The sequence below is a fragment of the Streptomyces sp. A0592 genome (assembly GCF_004795115.1).
GTDB classification, from domain to species: Bacteria; Actinomycetota; Actinomycetes; order Streptomycetales; family Streptomycetaceae; genus Streptomyces; species Streptomyces erythrochromogenes.
The window spans coordinates 1-20250 of sequence record NZ_SSBM01000068.1 but is presented as its reverse complement, the minus strand read 5'-3'; the positions used below and the strand labels follow the sequence as shown (position 1 = coordinate 20250).

15 protein-coding genes and 1 pseudogene are annotated in these 20250 nt (G+C 73.6%); 8 read left to right on the top strand and 8 right to left on the bottom strand.

What is annotated here, in order from left to right; translation table 11 throughout:
* Positions 1 to 601: 601 nt before the first annotated feature.
* Entirely contained in the window at positions 602 to 1051 is a 450-nt protein-coding gene (locus E6U81_RS38295) for a PTS glucose transporter subunit IIA (protein WP_053677655.1), read from the top strand.
* A 75-nt stretch (positions 1052 to 1126) separates the two neighbouring features.
* Entirely contained in the window at positions 1127 to 2797 is a 1671-nt protein-coding gene (gene ptsP / locus E6U81_RS38290) for a phosphoenolpyruvate--protein phosphotransferase (RefSeq protein WP_136234606.1), read from the top strand.
* Positions 2798 to 2857: 60 nt separating this feature from the next.
* Here ptsP and E6U81_RS38285 read toward each other — a convergent pair whose 3' ends face one another.
* Complete coding sequence (locus E6U81_RS38285) at positions 2858 to 3778, bottom strand: hypothetical protein (RefSeq protein WP_136234605.1); 921 nt, start codon at positions 3776 to 3778, stop codon at positions 2858 to 2860.
* Between the two features lie 64 nt (positions 3779 to 3842).
* Entirely contained in the window at positions 3843 to 5825 is a 1983-nt protein-coding gene (locus E6U81_RS38280) for an acetoacetate--CoA ligase (RefSeq protein WP_136234604.1), read from the bottom strand.
* A 221-nt stretch (positions 5826 to 6046) separates the two neighbouring features.
* On the opposite strand from E6U81_RS38280, the gene E6U81_RS38275 reads away from it, so the two are divergent.
* Positions 6047 to 8524, top strand: coding sequence for a glycoside hydrolase family 31 protein (locus E6U81_RS38275; protein ID WP_240804264.1), 2478 nt, complete (start codon positions 6047 to 6049; stop codon positions 8522 to 8524).
* A 130-nt stretch (positions 8525 to 8654) separates the two neighbouring features.
* Here the strand turns inward: E6U81_RS38275 and E6U81_RS38270 are convergent, their stop codons facing one another.
* The gene (locus E6U81_RS38270) at positions 8655 to 9164 is read right to left on the bottom strand and encodes an NUDIX domain-containing protein (RefSeq protein WP_136234602.1); all 510 of its coding nucleotides are present in this window, start codon (positions 9162 to 9164) and stop codon (positions 8655 to 8657) included.
* Between the two features lie 29 nt (positions 9165 to 9193).
* Between E6U81_RS38270 and E6U81_RS38265 the strand changes: the two genes are divergently transcribed.
* From E6U81_RS38265 to E6U81_RS38250, 4 genes are all read left to right on the top strand, one after another.
* A complete protein-coding gene (locus E6U81_RS38265) occupies positions 9194 to 9874 on the top strand; it encodes a M15 family metallopeptidase (protein ID WP_240804263.1) in 681 nt (226 codons plus the stop codon).
* A gap of 13 nt (positions 9875 to 9887) precedes the next feature.
* On the top strand, positions 9888 to 10226 hold the full coding sequence (locus E6U81_RS38260) for a DUF962 domain-containing protein (RefSeq protein WP_136234600.1): 339 nt from the start codon (positions 9888 to 9890) through the stop codon (positions 10224 to 10226).
* A gap of 70 nt (positions 10227 to 10296) precedes the next feature.
* A complete protein-coding gene (locus E6U81_RS38255) occupies positions 10297 to 10755 on the top strand; it encodes a zinc ribbon domain-containing protein (protein ID WP_240804262.1) in 459 nt (152 codons plus the stop codon).
* Positions 10752 to 11942 (top strand): lipid-transfer protein, encoded by a 1191-nt coding sequence (locus E6U81_RS38250; RefSeq protein ID WP_136234599.1) that lies wholly within the window; start codon positions 10752 to 10754, stop codon positions 11940 to 11942. The genes E6U81_RS38255 and E6U81_RS38250 overlap by 4 nt, the downstream gene beginning before the upstream one ends.
* A 230-nt stretch (positions 11943 to 12172) precedes the next feature.
* On the opposite strand, the gene E6U81_RS38245 is transcribed toward E6U81_RS38250, so the two are convergent.
* The 4 genes from E6U81_RS38245 to E6U81_RS38230 are packed head-to-tail and all read right to left on the bottom strand — an operon-like array spanning position 12173 to position 16475.
* Positions 12173 to 12766, bottom strand: coding sequence for an ATP/GTP-binding protein (locus E6U81_RS38245; protein WP_136234598.1), 594 nt, complete (start codon positions 12764 to 12766; stop codon positions 12173 to 12175).
* Positions 12767 to 12779: 13 nt separating this feature from the next.
* The gene (locus tag E6U81_RS38240; RefSeq protein ID WP_136234607.1) at positions 12780 to 13181 is read right to left on the bottom strand and encodes a DUF742 domain-containing protein; all 402 of its coding nucleotides are present in this window, start codon (positions 13179 to 13181) and stop codon (positions 12780 to 12782) included.
* 55 nt (positions 13182 to 13236) lie between these two features.
* A complete protein-coding gene (locus E6U81_RS38235; RefSeq protein ID WP_030964627.1) occupies positions 13237 to 13674 on the bottom strand; it encodes a roadblock/LC7 domain-containing protein in 438 nt (145 codons plus the stop codon).
* Complete coding sequence (locus E6U81_RS38230; RefSeq protein WP_136234597.1) at positions 13671 to 16475, bottom strand: nitrate- and nitrite sensing domain-containing protein; 2805 nt, start codon at positions 16473 to 16475, stop codon at positions 13671 to 13673. The genes E6U81_RS38235 and E6U81_RS38230 overlap by 4 nt, the downstream gene beginning before the upstream one ends.
* A gap of 385 nt (positions 16476 to 16860) precedes the next feature.
* Here E6U81_RS38230 and E6U81_RS38225 point away from each other — a divergent pair, with 385 nt between their 5' ends.
* A complete protein-coding gene (locus E6U81_RS38225) occupies positions 16861 to 17289 on the top strand; it encodes a hypothetical protein (RefSeq protein WP_136234596.1) in 429 nt (142 codons plus the stop codon).
* Between the two features lie 127 nt (positions 17290 to 17416).
* On the opposite strand, the pseudogene E6U81_RS38220 reads toward E6U81_RS38225, so the two are convergent.
* A pseudogene (locus E6U81_RS38220) lies at positions 17417 to 20250 on the bottom strand (hypothetical protein); the annotation flags it as partial.

The following is a 20250-nucleotide window of genomic DNA, read 5'->3' as shown; positions in this document are numbered from 1 at the left end:
AAGGAACCTCATCCACCGAAGTGGACGGGGTATCAACTTCTGGCGTTGATTTTTGGCACGCTGTTGAGTTCTCAAGGAACGGACGCTTCCTTTGTACTCACCCTCTCGGGCTTTCCTCCGGGCTTTCATTCTGCTGTCTTGCGTTTCCGACTCTATCAGACTCTTTCGTGTCCGACTTCCTCGGCGCTTTCCAGGTTTTCGCTTTCGCGTTTCCCTTTCCGGCGGTTCCGACTCTATCAGCGAATTTCCTTCTCCCCGACCACTCGCCGCATTCCCGAAAGGGCATACGAATAAGGGGCGGAGATCGAGATGGAAGCTGAAGAGGAGGGTGCCCGTCCATCTGCCGTTCGCGAGATGTTCACGCGGGGCGTCCTGGCGGGAGTCACGACAGTACAGGCCGGGGGGTGCCCAAGCAAATCGATTCAGGCGTATGGTCTAGTCCACCGGTCTAGTCCACTAGTCTCCGTGCCGAAGGGCCCGTCCGGATCGGTACCTACATCGGACGAACCCGAACATCTAGTGACTTATCCTTCAGAAGAGTACGCCGTTCGCAACAGTCAGTGACGGCGACACCGAAAGCCCCACCCCTGGGAGGCCCCTCATGACCAGCGTGACGTCCCCTCTTGCCGGTCGCGCCATCGGACTCGCGGCAGTGCCGGATCCCGTGTTCTCCGGCGCGATGGTGGGGCCGGGCACTGCCATCGACCCCGTGCGCGAGCCTTCTGAGGCGGTCTCCCCCGTCGACGGTGTGGTGGTCTCCCTGCACCCGCACGCGTACGTGGTGGTCGACGGTGAGGGGCACGGTGTACTCACGCACCTCGGCATCGACACGGTCCAGCTCAACGGCGAGGGCTTTGAGCTGCTCGTCAACAAGGGCGACACCGTGACCCGCGGCCAGGCGGTCATCCGTTGGAACCCCGCTGCCGTCGAGGCCCTCGGCAAGTCCCCGATCTGCCCGGTCGTGGCGCTCGAGGCGACGGCCGAGTCCCTGTCCGGCGTCGTCGAGTCCGGCGACGTGAAGGCTGACGAAGTTCTCTTCAGCTGGCAGTGACCCTTCCGCCCAGCACGGGCGTGACGGACATCCATCGCGGCGGCCAGGGCCGCCGCCCAATCGGAGACGGGTGAAATGGAGACAACGCTGCGAGGCGTCGGCGTGAGCCACGGGGTGGCGATCGGCGAGGTGCGGCACATGGGTACGGCGGTCCTCGAGCCGCCGGCCAGGCAGATCACCGCCGACGAGGCGGCGCGCGAACAGGGGCGCGCCCGCCAGGCCGTGAGTGCCGTGGCGGCCGACCTCATCGCGCGTGGCCAGCTGGCCGGTGGCGAGGCCCAGCACGTGTTGGAGGCCCAGGCGATGATCGCCGAGGACCCCGAGCTGATGGCGGACGTCGACCGGCGGATCGCCGTCGGCAGCACCGCCGAGCGCGGTGTGTACGACGCCTTCGCCGCCTACCGCGACCTGCTCGCGGGAGCCGGCGAGTACATGGCCGGCCGGGTGGCCGACCTGGACGACGTACGGAACCGGATCGTGGCGCGGCTGCTCGGCGTACCAATGCCCGGTGTGCCCGACAGCGACGAGCCGTACGTGCTGATCGCGCGGGACCTGGCACCCGCCGACACCGCGCTGCTCGACCCGGCCCTCGTCCTCGGCTTCGTGACCGAGGAGGGCGGGCCGACCAGCCACAGCGCGATCCTCGCGCGGGCGCTGGGCGTGCCGGCGATCGTGGCGCTGCCGGGTGCCGGTGAGATCGCCGAGGGCACCATGATCGCGGTGGACGGCAGCACGGGCGATCTGTTCCTCGACCCGTCCGCGGAGAAGCGGGCCGAGCTGGAGGCCGCGGCCGCCGAGCGCAAGGCGGCGCTGGCCGCCTCGTCCGGTCCCGGGGCGACCTCCGACGGCCACAAGGTGCCGCTGTTGGCCAATGTCGGCGGTCCCGCGGACGTGCCGGCGGCCGTCGAGGCCGGAGCCGAGGGTGTGGGCCTGTTCCGCACGGAGTTCCTCTTCCTGGACGACAGCAAGAAGGCTCCGTCCGAGGAGAAGCAGATCGAGTCCTACCGCAAGGTGCTCGAGGCCTTCCCCGAGGGGCGTGTCGTCGTACGCGTGCTCGATGCGGGCGCCGACAAGCCGCTGGACTTCCTGACCCCGGCCGACGAGCCGAACCCGGCCCTGGGCGTGCGCGGGCTGCGCTCGCTGCTGGACCACCCGGAGGTGCTGCGTACGCAGCTGACCGCGCTGGCGAAGGCGGCCGAGGGCCTGCCGGTGCACCTCGAGGTCATGGCGCCGATGGTGGCCGACCGGGCCGACGCGAAGGCCTTCGCCGACGCCTGCCGAGAGGCCGGCCTCCAGGCGAAGTTCGGCGCGATGGTGGAGATCCCCTCCGCCGCGCTCCGTGCGCGCTCGATCCTGCAGGAGGTCGAGTTCCTCTCGCTGGGGACCAACGACCTCGCGCAGTACGCCTTCGCCGCCGACCGGCAGGTCGGCGCCGTCTCCCGGCTCCAGGACCCGTGGCAGCCCGCGCTGCTCGACCTGATCGCCATGTCGGCCGAGGCCGCCAGGGCGGAGGGCAAGAGCTGCGGCGTCTGTGGCGAGGCCGCCTCCGACCCGCTGCTGGCCTGTGTGCTGACCGGTCTGGGTGTCACCTCCCTGTCGATGGGTGCCGCGTCGATCCCCTACGTCCGGGCGACGCTCGCCAAGCACACGCTGGCGCAGTGTGAGCGTGCCGCGGCGGCGGCCCGTGCGGCGGACAGCGCCGAAGAGGCCCGCGTGGCCGCCCAGGCGGTGCTCTCCGGCGAGTAGCCGGAGGGTGTGTCGTGTGGATCGTGGGGCCCTCGCCGGTGGCGGGGGCCCCACGGTCGTTCAGTGGTGCGGGCCCGGGGCGTCGACCTCGTAGCCGGGGCAGTATTCGACGCCCGGTTCCGGGGAGACGGGGTCTCCTGTGTCGGCGTCGGTGCAGTAGGCGTTGAAGACGGCGGCCGCCGAGAGGGCCGTGAGGCGGCCACGGTCCAGGCGCCAGCCGTGGACCCGGTCCCGATGGCCCTCGGTGGTGCTGCGCAGGACCAGTCCCCCGGGCCCGCCCAGGGCCAGGCCCGCGGCGAGGACCGTCACGAAGTCGAGGCTCTCGCGGCCCTCGATGCGCGGCGGGGTGTCCGGATCGCCGCTGCTGTCGGCGTGCAGGACGGCGACGAGCTGCTCGTCCTCGGTCGGGACGCTGCAGACGAAGTGGTGGTGGCCGGGGCCGGCTCCGGCGACGAGGCGTTCGAGCGCGTCGGCAGCGCGGTCGAAGGAGGCGTGGCCGATGTCCTCGCCGCAGTCCGCGCAGCGTCCCACCCGGGCGAGGACGGCGGTGGCGTACTCCCAGGTGGCGTGGCGGACTGCTTCGTCGACGAGGAGCGGGACGAGCTCGCCGATGGGCTGGCCGGTGTAGGGCAGGACGGTCCCGCTGCCGGCGAGCTCCGCGGTGAAGCGGGTACGGGTCTCGGACGTGTCCGGGTCCAGCCCGTGCTCGCCGCAGTATTCGGCGTACTCGTCGGGATCGAAGAGGGCCACGGTGGTGTGGAGGCCCCGGGCCGCGAAGGACCGGAGCAGGCCGTCGACGTGGTGGAGGTATTCGGCGTAGTCGGCGTGGCGGTCGAAGCCGAAGCTGCGATAGGCGCACATGGCCGCGAAGTCCCCGGCGTCGGCCAGGAGGCCGACGGTGCCGGGGACCTCGCGGCGCAGCGCGCGGCGCCGGTGGGTGCTGCGGGTCCGGTGGGTACCGGTGTCGTTCTGGTGTGGCATGGCTGGCTCCCCCTGAGTGCGAACACTTGCTCACTCAACGTAACCATGACCACTGACAGTGACCTCAGTCGCGGGTGCGCGTGCGGGCCAGTTCCTCGTAGAAACCGAGGAGGCCGATGTTGTCGACGGAGCCCGGGTTGACCGCCTTGGCCAGCGGGGTGCCCTGGAGGAGCCGCTTGACCGGCACCTCGATGCGCTTGCCGGTGAGGGTGTGCGGGATGGCCGGCACCTCGATGACCTCGTCGGGGACGTGGCGCGGGGAGAGTTCCTCGCGGATCGTCGCCTTGATCCGGGCGCGCAGTTCGTCGTCCAGGGCCGCGCCCGGGGCCAGATGGACGAAGAGCGGCATCCAGTACCCGCCGTTCGGCTCCTCCAGGCCGATGACCAGGGACTCCTTGATCTCGGGCAGCCGCTCGACGGCCTCGTAGATGTCGGCGGAGCCCATCCGTACGCCCTGGCGGTTGAGCGTGGAGTCCGAGCGGCCGTGGATGATCACCGAGCCGTGGTCGGTGATCGTGATCCAGTCCCCGTGGCGCCAGGTGCCCGGGAACATCTCGAAGTAGCTGTCGCGGTAGCGGCTGCCGTCGGGGTCGTTCCAGAAGTGGATCGGCATGGACGGCATGGGGTTGGTGACGACGAGCTCGCCCACCTCTCCGACGACCGGCTTGCCCGAGGGGTCCCAGGCCTGGAGGTCCGTGCCGAGGCAGGCCGCCTGGAGCTCGCCGATGTGCACGGGGAGGGTGGGGACGGCGCCCGCGAAGCAGCTGCAGACGTCGGTGCCGCCGCTGACGGAGGCGATCCAGAGGTCTTCGGCGACCTCGTCGTGGAGCCAGCGGAAGCCGTCGGGCGGGAGCGGGGAGCCGGTGGTCGCCACGCACTTCACCGCGGAGAGGTCGAAGTCGCGGGACGGGTGGACCTCGGCCTTGCGGCAGGCCATGACGTAGGCGGCGGAGGTGCCGTAGAGGGTGGCGCGGGTGCGTTCGGCGATGCGCCACTGGGCGCCCGTGTCCGGGTAGCCGGGGCTGCCGTCGTAGAGGACGACGGTGGTGCCGGTGAGGAGTCCGGAGACGAGGAAGTTCCACATCATCCAGCCGGTGGAGGTGTACCAGAAGAACCGGTCCTCCGGGCCGAGGTCGCAGTGCAGGCCGAGCTGCTTGAGGTGTTCGAGGAGGATGCCGCCCTGGGACTGGACGATGGCCTTGGGCAGGCCGGTCGTACCGGAGGAGTAGAGGACCCAGAGGGGGTGGTCGAAGGGGACCGGCTCGAAGACGGGCTCGGTGTCGGCGGCGGTGAGCGCGGACCAGTCGAGGGCGCCGTCGGGCGCGGGCGTGCCGAGGAGCGGGATGTGGACGACGGCGCGCAGGGAGGGCAGCTCCGCGCGGAGCTCGGCGACGGCGTCGCGGCGGTCATGCTCCTTGCCGCCGTAGCGGTAGCCGTCCACGGTGAACAGGACGACGGGTTCGACCTGCTGGAAGCGGTCGAGGACGCTGCGGGCGCCGAAGTCGGGCGCGCAGGAGGTCCACACGCCGCCGACCGCGGCGGTGGCGAGGAGGGCCACGGCCGCCTCGGGGATGTTGGGGAGGTAGCCGCTGACACGGTCGCCGGGGCGTACGCCGAGGGCGCGCAGTTCGGCGGCGAGGGAGCCGACCTGGCGGCGGAGTTCGGCCCAGGTGACGGGGACGGCCTCGTGGGTCTCGTCCACGTACAGCAGGGCGGGGTCGTCGGCGCGGGCCGGGTCCTCCGCGGCGCGCAGCGCGTGCTCGGCGTAGTTGAGGGTGGCTCCGGTGAACCACTGCGCGCCGGGCATGGACCGGTCGGCGAGTACGGACTCGTACGGGGTGGTGAAGCGGACGTCGAACCATTCGGCGACGGCCTGCCAGAAGGTGTCGAGCTCGTCGACCGACCAGCGGTGCAGGGCCGGGTAGCCGCCCTCCGCGGGGGCTCCGAAGCGCGTCGCGGCCCAGGCCTGGAAGGCGGTGATCCGGGCCGCGGCGATCCGGTCGGGGCCCGGCGCCCAGAGGGGTTCCGGCTGGGTGGCTGAGGTCATGGATCGGCTCCCGGTCAAGTCTGCGGCTCGCGCTTCGTGTGCGTACGGTGCCATCGCGCGGGGGGTGCGCGCGCGGCGGCTCACAGGGACGATGCCATGTGATCGACGGCTGCACCAGGGTCGACCTGGCCGGTCGGGTGAGCGGCGGGGAACGCCGCCGTCGGGTGAACGGCAGTTGAACGCCGTCCCCTCGGCCGGGGACCGGTGGCAGGGTGATCGGCATGGACGGTCGTGAGCTGGTGCGTGCGGTGAAGGACATCGGTACGGAGCGCGGGCGGCGCGCCTGGCTCTCGGCATGGCGCCGACGCCGCGCGGACGCGGTGGGGCTCCCGCGCCGGGGCGCGGAGCGGGCGCGGGTGCCGGGTCTGCTGGTGGGTACGGAGCCCCGGCCGGGCGGGGGCGTGCTGCGGTTCGCGCGCTCGGAGCTGGTGGTGCGGGTGATGGCGGGCGGGGTGGTGTTCTGGGCCTGGGACGGGGCCGGTGCGACGCCCTCGTACGCGGTGGTGGGGAGCGGGCCCGAGCCGGACCTGCGGGCGGTGCTGGAGCCGGACACCGGGGGCGGCTGGCGGGTGGTGTCGGAGCGGGTCACGGTGGCGGTGTCGCGGCACGGGGCGGTGGAGGTGCGCACGCCGGGCGGGACGGTGCTGCGGCGGGAGTCGCCGCCGCGGTGGTGGGAGCCGGCGCCCCTCGCCGGGGAGGGCGCAGAGGGGGCCGGCTCCGCCGCGCCCGCGGACGCGGCCCCGGGCGCGGCGGGTGGGACGGACGCGGCTGCGGGCGGGACGCGACCCGCGGGAGATCCGGCCGACTCGGGACCGGTGGGTGGCGGGCGGTGGGTGGTGCGCAGTGAGGTGCCGGCGGACGCGCGGTTCTTCGGGCTCGGGGGGCGGGCGGCGGGGCCGAGGCTGCGCGACGGGGCGTACCGGCTGTGGAACACGGACCCCAAGGGCGGTTTCGGGCCGGGCGTCGATCCGCTGTACCTCACGATGCCGGTGCAGATGGTCGTGGCGGACGCGGGGACCCACCTGGTCTTCCACGACAACTGCTGGGACGGCCGGGTGCTGCTGCGCGAGGGTGAGGAGGGCGTCGGTTCGGGGCAGGACCGTCCGGGGGTGAGCGAGCTGCGCATGGAGGGCGGGCCGCTGCGCTGCTGGGTGCTGGTGGGGACGCCGGCGCGGGTGCTCCAGGGCTGGTCGGGGCTGACGGGCGGGGCCGCCGTGCCGCCGGAGTGGGCGCTGGGGTACCAGCACGCGCGATGGGGTTTCGGGAGCGCGGCCGAGGTGCGGCGGGTGGTCGCCGGGTACGCGTCGCGCGGGCTCGCGCTGTCGGCCGTACACCTGGACATCGACCACTACGACGGGCACCGGGTGTTCACGGTGGACGAGGAGAAGTTCCCCGACCTGCCGGGCCTGGCCGGGGAGTTGCGGGAGCAGGGGGTGCGGCTCGTCTCGATCGTGGACCCGGCGGTCAAGGCGGGGGACGCGCTGCACGCCGCCGGGCTGACGGTGGGGTCGGGGGGCGCCTTCGTACGGGACGCGGGCGGCAGGGAGGTGCGCGGGGAGGTGTGGCCGGGTGAGTGCGCCTATCCGGACTTCACGGATCCGGCGGTGCGGGAATGGTGGGGCGGGCTGTACGAGGAACGGCTGGCGCAGGGCTTCTCCGGCTTCTGGCACGACATGAACGAGCCGGTGTCCTTCGCGGCGTTCGGGGACACCACGCTGCCGCGATCGGCGCGCCACGCGATGGACGGGGCGGGCGGCGACCACCGCCAGGGGCACAACGTGTACGCGCTGGGCATGGCACGGGCGGGGTGGGAGGGCCTCGTCCGGCTGCGGCCGCAGGAGCGGCCGTTCCTGTTCTCCCGCTCGGGGTGGGCGGGCATGCAGCGGTACGGGGGTACCTGGTCGGGCGATGTGGAGACCAGCTGGGAGGGGCTTCGGGCCTCGCTGGCGCTGGTGCTGGGGCTGGGCCTGTGCGGGGTGCCGTACTCGGGTCCGGACGTGGGCGGGTTCGGCGGTTCGCCGTCGCCGGAGCTGTTCGTGCGGTGGCTGCAGCTGGGCGCGTACCTGCCGTTGTTCCGCACGCATTCGGCGATCTGGGCGGGGCGGCGGGAGCCGTGGGAGTTCGGGCCGGAGGTGGAGGAGGAGGCGCGGGCGGTGATGGCGGAACGGGAGCGGCTGCGGCCGTACTTCGTGACGCTGGCCCACATGGCACGGCGGACGGGCGCCCCGTACGTGCGGCCGGTGTGGTGGGGGGCTCCGGAGGACCGGCGGCTGCGGGACTGCGGGGACACGTTCCTGCTGGGTGATGCACTGCTGGTCGCACCGGTGCTGGAGTGCGGGGCGGACCGGCGGGCGGTACGGCTGCCGCGGGGCCGGTGGTACGACACCGCGACGGGGGCGGCGTACGAGGGGCCGGGGCAGATCCTGCTGGACGCCCCGCGGGGACGGATCCCGGTGCTGGCGCGGGCGGGTGCGGTACTGCCGGTGCGGGCGGCGTCCGGGGACGGCGGCGGGGTGGAGCTGGAGGTCTGGGCACCCGCCCGGGGCCGTACGGGCGGCGGGGTCGTGGTCCGGGACCCGGGACCGGGCTTCGGCGCGGGCGTGGTCGAGCGGTACACCTCGCGGTGGGCCGGGGAGAGCGTGGTGGTGGAGGACGAGGCCGGCACGGCGGTGCGGGACGCCGTGGTGCGGGGGCTGTAGGCGGGGGGCAGGCGCCGGTTCAGGACGGGGCTCCGCCCCGGACCCCGGGCCTCGAACGCCGGCGGGGCCGGAGATGGTCGCGCCTCGGCCGCCGGCGGGGCGTGGGTGGCCCCGGCGCCGGCTGCGGTCGTCAGCTGTACGCGCCCGCGAACCAGGAGGTGGCCGCCTGGGTGTGGAGGGGGAAGGCCAGGGGGGTGGGGGCGCGCAGGACGTGCCAGCCCGTGGTCTCGTCCGTCGGCTTCGAGGCGGGGAGGGTGTCCGCGGGGCGTGGCGGCAGGAGGCCGAAGAGGAGGAGGTGGCCTGCCGGGGAGCTGAGGGCGTCGGCCAGGGTTACCTCCGAGGCGGGGGCGGTGATGCCGGTCTCCTCGCGCAGCTCGCGGACGACGGCGTCGCGCCAGTCCTCGCCGAAGTCGATGAAGCCGCCGGGCAGGGCGATGCCGCCGAGGGCGGGTTCGATCGTCCGGGTGATGACCACGAGGCCGGTGCCGTCCGCGTCCTCGACGGGGAGGAGGGTGACGGCCACGGGGAGGGGGTTGCGGTAGGCGGTGGCACCGCACGACGGGCAGGTGCGGGGCCAGGCGGTGGTGCCGTACGGCGCTCCGCAGGTGGAGCAGTGCGAGTCCCTCAGGTGTTCCGGCATGCGGTGATGGTATGCCAAGGGGTATGCGGATGACGGCTGTTGTGGGACTGGTCGGGCTGCTGGCGGGCGGGGCTGCGGCGCCGCCCGGATTCGCTGCGCTGCGGGAGGTGGATCCGAGTATCCGGCAGGACATGCGGTACGCCGGCGAGCGGAACTTCACCGGCGCCGCGGTCGACGGGTACGAGGAGCCGGAGTGCCTGCTGGCCCGGCCGGCCGCGGAGGCACTGCGGCGGGCGCAGCGGGTGCTGTTGCGCCAGGGCTACTCGCTGCGGGTGTACGACTGCTACCGGCCGCAGCGGGCGGTCGACCTGTTCGTGCGGTGGGCGCGGGAGGAGGACGGTCCGGAGGACCTCGCGCGCAAGGCGGAGTTCTATCCGCGGGTGGAGCGCGGGCGGCTGATTCCCGACGGGTACATCGCGGAGAAGTCCGGGCACAGCCGTGGGAGCACGGTCGACCTGACGCTGGTGGAACTCTCCGGCCGGGAGGTCGACATGGGGACCGCCTTCGATTTCTTCGATCCGCTGTCGCACACGGACGATCCACGGGTGACGGGTGCCGCCCGCGCCAACCGGCAGTTGCTGAAGCGGGTGCTGGGCGGGCAGGGGTTCGTGAACCTTCCCGAGGAGTGGTGGCATTTCACGTACAAGCCCGAGGCCTACCCGGACTCGTATTTCGACTTCCCCGTCGCTGTCGCCGAGGTCCGGCCGTGAGTACCTTGCCCGCATGACATTCAGCTCGTACGAGGAATTCTGGCCGTACTACGTCGCGATGCACTCCCGCGCAGCCACCCGCTGGGTGCATCTCACCGGCACGCTCACCGGTCTGGCGCTGGCCGCCTACGGGGTGGCGCGCGGCCGCAGGCGCTGGCTCGCCGCCCTCCCCCTCATCGGGTACGGGACCGCCTGGCCGGCGCACTTCCTGATCGAGGGGAACAATCCGGCCACCTTCGGGCATCCGGCGTGGTCGCTGCGCGGGGACGCGCAGATGATCCGGATGATGCTGGCCGGGCGGGACGCGGAGCTGGACGAGATCGCGTCCAAGTGGCTCGCCGGGAACCGGTGACCCGGGCCGTGCGGCCGTGGCAGACTCCTAGCTTCTGACGATGCGTCAGCTCTTCGGCATGGGAGGGGTCTTGGCACGCACACGCACACCCGTCGTGAGCGGGTGGTTCACCGAGAACGCGCCGGACGGGGGCGGCTTCCGGCTGCTCGGCACCCGGTGCTCGGCCTGTACCGCGGTGTTCTTCCCCCGCGAGGACGCCTACTGCCGCAACCCGCGGTGCCCCGGCGGCGGCGAGCTGGCCGAGGTGCCGCTCTCGCCCCGGGGCCGCGTCTGGTCCTACACCGACGGGCGCTACCGGCCGCCCGCGCCGTACGTGTCCGACCCGGCCGAGCCCTGGGAGCCGTACACCCTGCTGGCGGTGGAGCTGGAGGCCGAGGGGATGGTCGTGCTGGGGCAGGCCGTGCCCGGGATCGGGGTCGCCGACCTGGCGGTGGGCACGGAGGTCGAGGTGGTGGGCGGCGTGCTCGACGAGGACGCCGAAACCACCTGGGTGACCTGGCAGTTCAAGCCGGTGGGAGGGGCCGCGTGAGCGCCGAGGTCGCCGTCCTGGGGGCCGGCATGCACCCGTGGGGCAAATGGGGTCGCAGCTTCGTCGAGTACGGGCGGACGGCGGCCCGGGCGGCGCTCGCGGACGCCGGACTGGACTGGACGGACGTGGAGTCGGTCGTCGGCGCCGACACCGTGCGCTCCGGCTACCCGGGCTACGTGGCCGGGGCCACCTTCGCCCGGGCCCTCGGCTGGCAGGGGGCCCGGGTGACCAGCGTGTACGCGGCCTGCGCCTCGGGGGCCCAGGCGATCGGGGCGGCTCGCGCACAGATCCTGGCGGGCTTGGCCGACGTGGTGCTCGTGGTCGGCGCGGACGCGGCTCCCAAGGGGTTCTTCGCTCCGGCCGGCGGGGACCGGCCGGACGATCCGGACTGGCTGCGGTTCCGCGTGCTGGGCGCGACCAACCCCGCGTACTTCGCGCTCTATGCCCGCCGCCGGATGGCCGTGCACGGGGACACCCTGGAGGACTTCGCCCAGGTCAAGGTGAAGAACGCGGCGGCCGGACTGCTCAACCCGCACGCCCGCTACCGCAAGGCCGTCACCGCGGACGAGGTCGCGGCCTCGGCGGTGGTCGCCGATCCGCTCCGGCTGCTGGACATCTGCGCGACCTCCGACGGCGGCGCGGCGCTGGTGCTCACCAGCATGGACTTCGCACGCTCGCGCGGGGTGGCCGATCCCGTGCGGATCCGGGCCGTGTCGACGGTGACGCCCACCTATCCGCGGACGGTGCTGGACCTGCCGGACATCGCCACCGACTCGACGACGGCCGCGGAACCGGTGGCCGGATCCTTCCGGTCCTCGATCGCACGCGCCGCCTACGAGGAGGCGGGGCTCGGGCCGCAGGACCTTTCGCTCGCCGAGGTGTACGACCTGTCCACCGCCCTGGAGCTGGAGTGGTACGAGGACATCGGGCTGTGCGCCGAGGGCGAAGGGGCGAAGCTGGTGCGGGAGGGGGCGACGGCCCTGGGCGGGCGGATCCCCGTCAACACCAGTGGCGGACTGGCCTCGTTCGGGGAGGCGGTGCCGGCCCAGGCCATTGCGCAGGTGTGCGAGCTGACGTGGCAGTTGCGCGGTATGGCCGGGGAGCGTCAGGTGCCCGGTGCGCGGGCGGGGATCACCGCCAACCAGGGGCTGTTCGGGCACGGCTCGGCCGTCGTCGCCGTGCGGTGAAGGTGCGCGCCGGCGGCTCGCGTCGGCAGTTCGTCGTCCGAACGCTTGACGGCCCACGGCGGCAGGTTCACACTCGCTCCACAGTCCCGCGCCGCGACCGGGACCGCGAACCCCCCGTGAGAGCTGCGGCCCGTACCCCAGTCGGCGGGGGTACGGGTCGCGCCCATGTCGTCGCGCCGGTGACGGGCCCCGGCGGGCCGCCGGAGCGGCCCCCGATTCAGGTGCCCGGTTCAGGCTCCCGCGGACAGGCTCCGGCGCCGCTCGCGCGCCAGGGACATCGCGTGTTCCACGACCCCGACCAGTACGTCCTTCACGGACTCCCGGTCCCGTGCGTCGCACAGCAGCACCGGCACCCCGGGGTCGAGGTCGAGTGCCGTCCGTACGGTCACCACGGGGTGGCGGTCCGCTCCGTCGAAGCAGTTGACCGCGACCACGAACGGGATCGAGCGCCGCTCGAAGTAGTCGATGGCCGCGAAGCAGTCGGCCAGGCGGCGGGTGTCCGCGAGGACCACGGCGCCCAGGGAGCCCTGGGCCAACTCGTCCCACAGGAACCAGAAGCGGTCCTGTCCGGGCGTGCCGAACAGGTACAGCACCAGGTCCTCGCGGAGCGTGATGCGCCCGAAGTCCATGGCCACGGTCGTGGTGCTCTTGCCCTCCACTCCCCCGGTGTCGTCGACGCCGACGCCGGGCTCGGAGAGCCGTTCCTCGGTACGGAGCGGTCTGATCTCGCTGACCGCGCTGACCAGGGTGGTCTTGCCCACCCCGAAACCTCCCGCGACCAGGATCTTCAAGGTCAGCGGCTCGACCGGCGACACCGCGTGCATGGCACCGGTGCGGCTAAAGCGCCCGAAGGCCATCGATCACCTCACGCAGAATGGATTCATCGGGCAGTTCTGCCGGGGGTACCGGCCTGGTCACGTGGACCAGTTCCTCATCGACCAGGTCGCCGATGAGGACGCGTACGACCCCGACCGCGAGGTCGAGGTCGGCCGCGAGTTCGGCGACCGACTGGGGCCGGCCCCGGCACAGCCCGAGGATGTGGGCGTGTTCCGGGGAGAGGGTCATGTCCCAGACCGGATCCTCGGCCGCCGGTTCGGCGACGACGAGGGCGATCAGGTCGAGACGGTGCTGGCCCGCGTGGCTGGTCCGCCCGCGGGTCATGGCGTAGGGGCGTACGACGGGACCCGCGTCGTCGTCGAACCAGTGCGCGTGGTCTGGGGCGGACGGGTCGAAGGGCATGCCGGCGGGAATGTCGGCGAGATGGTCCTGGCCTGGGTCGCTCATGCCTTCCGACTCACCCTCCGGCTGGCAGCCCGGTGCGTGGGGCGGTCGCCAGGTGGTCCCCCACCCGCTTGACCATCAGGGTCATCTCGTACGCGACCTGCCCGACGTCGGAGTCGGCGTCGGCCAGCACGGCCAGGCAGCTGCCGTCGCCCGCGGCCATGACGAAGAGGAAGGCCTCGTCGAGCTCGACCACGGTCTGGCGGACCCGGCCGGAGTCGAAGTGCCGGCCGACGCCCTTGGCCAGGCTGTGGAACCCGGAGGCGACCGCCGCCAGGTGCTCGCTGTCCTCGCGGGTCAGGTCCTTGGAGCTGCCCGTGGGCAGGCCGTCGCCGGAGAGGACCACCGCCTTGCGGATGGACCCGACCCGGTCGACGAGCTCGTCGAGGAGCCAGTTGAGCGGGCCGGAGCCGCGGCCCCTGCTGTCGTTGCCGGTCTGCGGTGCGGTCATCGACCGTCCCCTTCGTTCTCGTTCGCGGGACCGCCGGCGGGGGTTGTGCCCGCCTCGGTCTCGGACTGCTGCTGTGCGTGCCGGTTGCGGCCCGCGGTCCAGCCACGCTGGAGTGCGGACATGCGCGTGCGTACGTCCTCCGCGTCGCGGTCTGCCACCTGGTCGGGGGCGGCTTCGGCGGGCGCGGACGACGCGGACTTCTTGAGCTGCGGTGCCAGGCTGGCCTGGCGGATGCGGCGGGGCAGCCCGCCGATGTCCGGGCCGACGGCGGGTTCCGTGTCGTCGGATCCGGCCGTGGGTGCCTGCTGCGGGACCACGGAGACCGGGCGGGAATCCACCCGGCGACCGTGTTCGGCGACCAGGGTCGGGGTGGGGCGGCGGCGCGGCAGCGGTACGGCTCCCTGGGAGCGGGGGCCGTCGGGACGCGGGACCTCCAGGCGCTGGGTGTCCAGCCGGACCGGTCCGGTGGGGGTGAGCGGTTCTCGGTCGCCGCCCCGGGCGCCGCCCCGCTCGGCGTGCCGGTCGGTGTGCGGGCGGTCCGCCGGGCGCAGGCCGAGCAGGGCGCTGCGCGGGGTGCCGTTCGGCGGGGTCTCGTCGTCGAGGGTCGCCATGGCCGGGCGGGCGCCGGCCGGGCGGCTCGTCACGGCGGCCGGGTCCTCGTCCAGGGCGGCGGGGTCGTCGAGGACGTCCATGCCGTCGAGGCCGCGGCCGCCGAGCGGGGCTTCCAGCTCGACGGGGCCGCGCAGTTCGGCGGTGGGCAGCGGGCGGCCTGCGGACGCGCGCTCCACGGCGGAGGTCACGGGCCGCTCGGAGTGCGTCCTGCCGATCTGGCCCGCCTTCGCGGCGCGGCTGCCGGCCTTGCCGGGCCGGGGGCCGTCCAGCCGTACGCCGCTGCCGCTGGTCTCGGGGGCGTCGGTCAGCAGGGCCGAGGGGAGGAAGACCACCGCGGTGGTGCCCCCGTACGGGCTGGGCTGGAGGACGACCTTGACGCTGTGGCGCTGCGCGAGGCGGCTGACGACGAACAGGCCGAGCCGGTCGGTGTCGGAGAGTTCGAACTCGGGGGTCTCGGCGAGCCGGAGGTTGGCGTCGAGCAGCGCCTCCGGGGTCATGCCGAGGCCCCGGTCGTGGATCTCGAGGGTGAAGCCGTTGGCCACGCGCTCGCCGTGCACCTGGACCGCGGTGTGCGGCGGGGAGAACACCGTGGCGTTCTCCAGGAGTTCGGCGATGAGGTGGGTGACGTCGGCGACGGCCGGGCCGACGATGCCGAGGCGGGTGAGGCGGCGTACCTCGATGCGCTCGTAGTCCTCGACCTCGGCGACGGCGGCCCGTACGACGTCCATGAGCTGGACGGGCTTGCGCCACTGGCGGGAGGGGGCGGCTCCGGAGAGGATCACCAGGCCTTCGGCGTGGCGGCGCATGCGGGTGGTCATGTGGTCGAGGCGGAAGAGGTCGGCGAGCTCCTCGGTGTCCTCGGTGCGGCGCTCCATCGTGTCGAGGAGGGTCAGCTGGCGGTGCAGCAGCACCTGGTTGCGGCGGGCGAGGTTGACGAACACCTCGGAGACGCCGCGCCGCAGGTCGGCCTGCTTGACTGCGGCCTCGACGGCGGCGCGCTGGAGGGTGTTGAGGGCCTGGCCGACCTGGCCGACCTCGTCCTTCTCGTATTCGAGGTGCGGGGCCTCGGTCTCGACGTCGACGTGTTCGCCGGCGGCGAGGCGGCGCATGACGCTGGGCAGGCGGACGCCCGAGGCCTCGTGGGCCTCCTTGCGCAGCCGGGACAGGTCGCGGACCAGGTCGCGGCCGATGCGCACGGAGAGGACGAGGGACACGATCAGGGCGAGGAAGCCGAGGAGGGCGGCGCCGGCGGCCTGGATCATGACGTCCGTGGCCACGGGCTCGATGCGCCGCTGGTAGCGGTCGCCGGCGTCGGTGTTCATGCTCGCCAGGTCGTCGAGGACCTTGGAGGAGGCCTCGTCCCACTGGGCGGCGGTGAGGTTGCGCGGCTTGTTGACCGCGCCGCCGGAGATGAAGCGCTCCTCGGCTTCGCGCAGCGGCTGGGTCTGGAGGTCCTTCCAGTACGCCTCGAAGATCTCCCGGTCGCCGGCGGGGAGGGTCACGAGGTTGAACTCGTAGAGGAGCGTGCGGTTGGCGGCGAAGTCGGAGACGCGGCGGATGTCGCCCGCGGTGATGTTGCGCGCGGCGAGGGTGGAGGCGATCACGGCGTCCTCGCGGGAGAGGAGCTCGCGGGCGCGGCTGATGCCGACGAGGGCGCGGCCCTCCTTGTCGACCTCGACGTTGTCCAGGCCGTGGAGGTTCATGAGGAAGTCGTAGCAGGGGTCGACGAGCCGGTTGTAGAGCTCCAGGGCCTGGCCGGGATCGAGGGCGTTCTGGTCGACGGAGCGGCGCATGGAGCCGATGCCGTGGAACGCGGTGACGATCGAGCGCAGGCGCTGGGCGCTCTGCGGGCTGAGCTCGTCGACGACCTTCGGGTCGCGGGCGCTGACGCTGATCTTCTCGACGGCCTGGTCGGTCTCGGCGCGGCGCTTGGCCAGTTCGGCGGTGGCGGTGGCGGCCCGGGGGTCTCCGAGGACGACGAGGGTCTGGCGCCGCTCCTTCTGGATGACGCGGGCGACGTCCTCGATCGGGTAGCCGACCTTGTCGATGACGTAGGCCACGTCGAAGAGTTGGATGGCCTGACGGCCTGTGATGACCGTGGCGAAGCCCCAGAGGGCGGTCAGGGAGACGAGCGGCACAAGGAGCAACGCCACGATCTTCCGGCGGATGGATTTCCCGCGAAAGCGCATGGCCTCCCCAGCCTCCCCCAGGTCAACCCCGTTGCCGGGGGTCGGTGTTCCGTCATTTAAACGGCGTGAGCCTACTACTGCTGAGGAGTAGGTTCGAAGGCGTGTCCGGACGTTTTCGGCCTGCCCCCTGTGTGAAGATCACCAGTTGTCCGATACTTCCGGTCAAGAGCGGCCCGATATGTGGCAGATGACACTTGGTGGGGCGTCAGTTCCCGCACCCTGATGGATGGCTGGAATTATTCGTTCCGCGATCTTTGCCTCCGGAAGAGCCGTCCGGGATTCGGGAATCTCCCGGCGCCGCCGGACGTCTTGTCTGTACGAGGGGCACGTCAGGGTAGACGTGTTGGGGTAGGCAAGGCGGACCGCGGTGGGGAGTGAGCGGACCATGAGCAGTGAAGAGGGCGCCGGTGCGGCGAGGCGCGGCCTGTGGGTGGAGGAGCCGGCGCGCCGGCGCCGGATGCCGGACCCGGTGCGGGTCTCGGCGGTGCGGGCGGTGCTGGTCGTGGCGGTGACCCTGACCCAGGCGACGATCACGTTCTTCCTGAGCCTGACCGGCTCCTGGCTGGCCTTCCCGATGGTTCTCGGCGCGGTCGCGGCGACCATCGCGGCCACCTGGGCCGTGCTGGACGTGTGGATCACCCGGCAGACGTGGAACCAGCGGTACGGGGTCGTGTCCGAGCCCAGCAGTACGGCGCGGCTGCGCCGCCGGGAGGCCCGGCGGGCGGCCAAGGCCCTGCGGGAGGCGCGCAGGCTCGCAGGCCCGGCCCGAATAGCCCGCGAGGACGGGCCCCTGGCGGGGTTCGGCCGGCGCTGAGCGGGCGTCCGAGGGCCTGAGCGGGCCCGTGGGCTCCGGCGCCGGATCGGCGCAGGGACCACGGGCCCAGGGGCTCACGGGCTCACGGGCGCGTTCAGGACTCGCGCAGCACGCGTGCGGGGGCGCGTCAGGCGGTCGGTGCGGCGCTGCGACGGAACATCCGGGTGGCCGTGATCTCGCCGTGGATGGTCTCCCCCTCGGCGGACTGCTGCGGCAGGCCCGGGCGCAGGTGCTCCTCGACGCTGATGTACTTAAGGCCCGCCCGCAGGTCCGCGTCGTTGCGCAGGCGGATCACCAGCGGGAACTCCGCCAGGGCGGTCGTGTCGAACAGTCCCGTCGTGTAGAGCAGCTGCACGCCGAGCGCGTCCGACACGGCCCGCTGGAGCTCCAGCAGGTAGGTGGCGTTGGCACGGCCGATCGGGTTGTCGAGGAACAGCGTGCCCGCGTGCCGGTGCTTGTCGCGGCCCCGGTCGTTGCTGCGCAGCGCCGCCATCGTGCAGTACAGCGCGATCGCGGCGGTCAGCAGCTGCCCGCCGGAGAACACGTCGCCCATCTGCCCCACCGGCACCCGCTCGGCGCGCAGCACGGCGTCCGGCTTGAGGATCTCCACGGAGATCCCCTTGGGTTCGAGGGCCGCCTGGACGCCCCTCAGCAGCAGGGACATTCCGTCGCGGCGGCCCTCGCCGAAGGAGGCGCTGCTGTTCTTCTTCACGGCCGCACGGGTCGCCTCGTCGATGACCTCGCCCAGCCGCTCCGTGAGGGTGGCCTGGTCGGGCTCCTCGAAGCGGATCCGCAGGAACTCCTGCCCGGACCATTCGCCGAGGCCTTCGGGGAGCTGGGAGAGGCGCTGGGCGGACCGGAGGGTGGCCAGGGCCGATTCGACCAGGCCGCGCAGCCGGTCGACGATGCTGTCGCGGTTGCGCTCCAGCTGTGCCAGCTCGTCGGTGAGGACGCGCAGCCGGGGGGCGAAGGCCGCCGCCCAGGCCGCCGCGTGCTCGGGCAGGGCGGAGGCGGGCAGTTCGCGGATCTGCTGGCGCGCGGGGGTGCGTACCTGCTCGTAGCGGGTGGCGTTGGCGTGCCGGACCAGGATGTCGCTCGCCTCGCGCACCGCGGACTCGGCGGCCGACAGGTCGGCGGCGCAGCCGCGCAGGGAGCGGCGGGCCTCGGTGGCCGACTGGCGGGCCTCCTCCAGCGTGCCGGGGTGGGCCACCGGCTCCTGCTCGTCGTCCTGGTGGGCGTGGTCGCGCAGCAGGTCCCGCAGGAGCGCCGCGGTCTCGTCGAAGCCTCCGGCGCCGTCCTCGGCGGTGCGGTGGGCCCGCAGCAGGTCGGCGTGGGCGGCGCGGGCGCCCTCGACGGCCGCTGTGTGGGCGGCGAGCTGGGCGGTGGCCGTGCGCAGCAGGGCCTGCGCCTGGTCGACGTCCCCGGGGACCAGTTCCTCGGGCAGTTCGGTGTGCGCCTCGCCTTCGGCCGGGGCGTGCCGTTCGGCCTCGCCGCGCAGCCGGCCGAGCTGCTCGCTGGCGGTCGACGCCCGGGTCTCCAGCATCTGGACGAGGGACTCGGCGCGGGCGGCCGCGGCCTGGCGGGACGGACCGTCCGCGCCGTCGGTGCCCTCCAGGAGCTGGGCGGCGCGGGTGCGGACCTTGTTGGTGAGGCGGTCGAGTTCGGCGAGGGCGGCGCTCTCGTCGCTCTCGGCGCGGGCCTGTTCGGCGCGCAGGTCGGCTCCTACGCCGACCTTCTCGTAGAGCTGGGACGCGGCGCGGTAGGCCTCGCGCAGGTCGGGCAGCGGGACGCGCGGGCCGTTGTCGTCGGGCAGCTGGTCGGGGGCGCCTGCGATCTCGGCGCGCTCGGCGCGCAGGGCCCGGGCGGTGCGGCGGGCGTCGTCGGCGGCGCGCTGGGCGGCGCGGCGGTCCTCGTCGGCGGCGCGGGCGCGGTCGAGGCAGACCTCGGCGCGGGCCTCGGACTCGGCGGCCTCGTCGGCGAGTTCGCGCACGCGGGCCTGCCAGCCGGCGCGTTCGCGCAGGCGGAAGGCGAGGCCGGCGAGGGCGTCGGCGGCGCGGCGGGCGCGCTGGGCGGTGTCCTGGCGCTCCTCGCGGACGCGTGCCGCGTCGGCGGCGGCCTCGTCGGCCTCGGCGCGTACCGTACGGGCTTCCGCGAGCTCGGCGTCGGCCTCCTCGGCGAACATCCGGGCGGAGGCGGCGTGTTCGGCGAGCTCGGTGAGGCGGCCGGCCGGGCAGCCGGTGCGCCAGGAGGCGAGCCGGGCGGACAGCTCGCGGTCGCCTGCGAGGCGGGCGGCGAGGTCGCGGATCTCGGTGTCGCGGGCCCCGGCACGGGTGCGCAGCGCCTGGCGCTCCTCGTCGGCGGCGTGCTCGTCGTGCATGGCCGGGTTCGGCGTGACGATGAAGATGCCGGAGACGGCGTCGTCCGGGCCGGCCGGGGGCACGGGGGCGAGCAGGGCCGCGGCGGTGCCCACGGCGACGGTGGAGCGGGGCAGCAGGGCGGCGCCGGAGAGGACCTCGCGGGCCCGGCCGTGGGTGTCGGGGTCGGTGATGACGACGCCGTCGACGAGTTCGGGGCGGGCCGCGAGGACGGCGGCGTGGTCGGCGGGGTCCACGGCCTGGGCGAGGTAGCGCCAGCCGGGGAGCGCGGGGATGCCGTGTTCGCCGAGGTACTCCACGGTGGCGAGGACGTCGGGGCCGGGCGGCAGCAGGCCGCCGTCGCCGAGCGCGCCGAGGATGCGGGAGTCGTCGGCGGCGGCGGTGCGCAGCTCGAACAGCTGGCGCTCGGCGGAGGCGACCCCGTCGGCCAGCAGTTCGCGCAGTTCGTCGGCGCCCCGGTCGAGGTCCTCGGCGGTGAGGAGGCCGACGGCGGTGGCCACGGCGGCGCGGCCGGCGCCCTGCGCCTCGCCGTGCGGGCCGCCGGGGGCGCCCGGGCCTGCGGCGGACGGGCCGGTGGAGCCGTCGC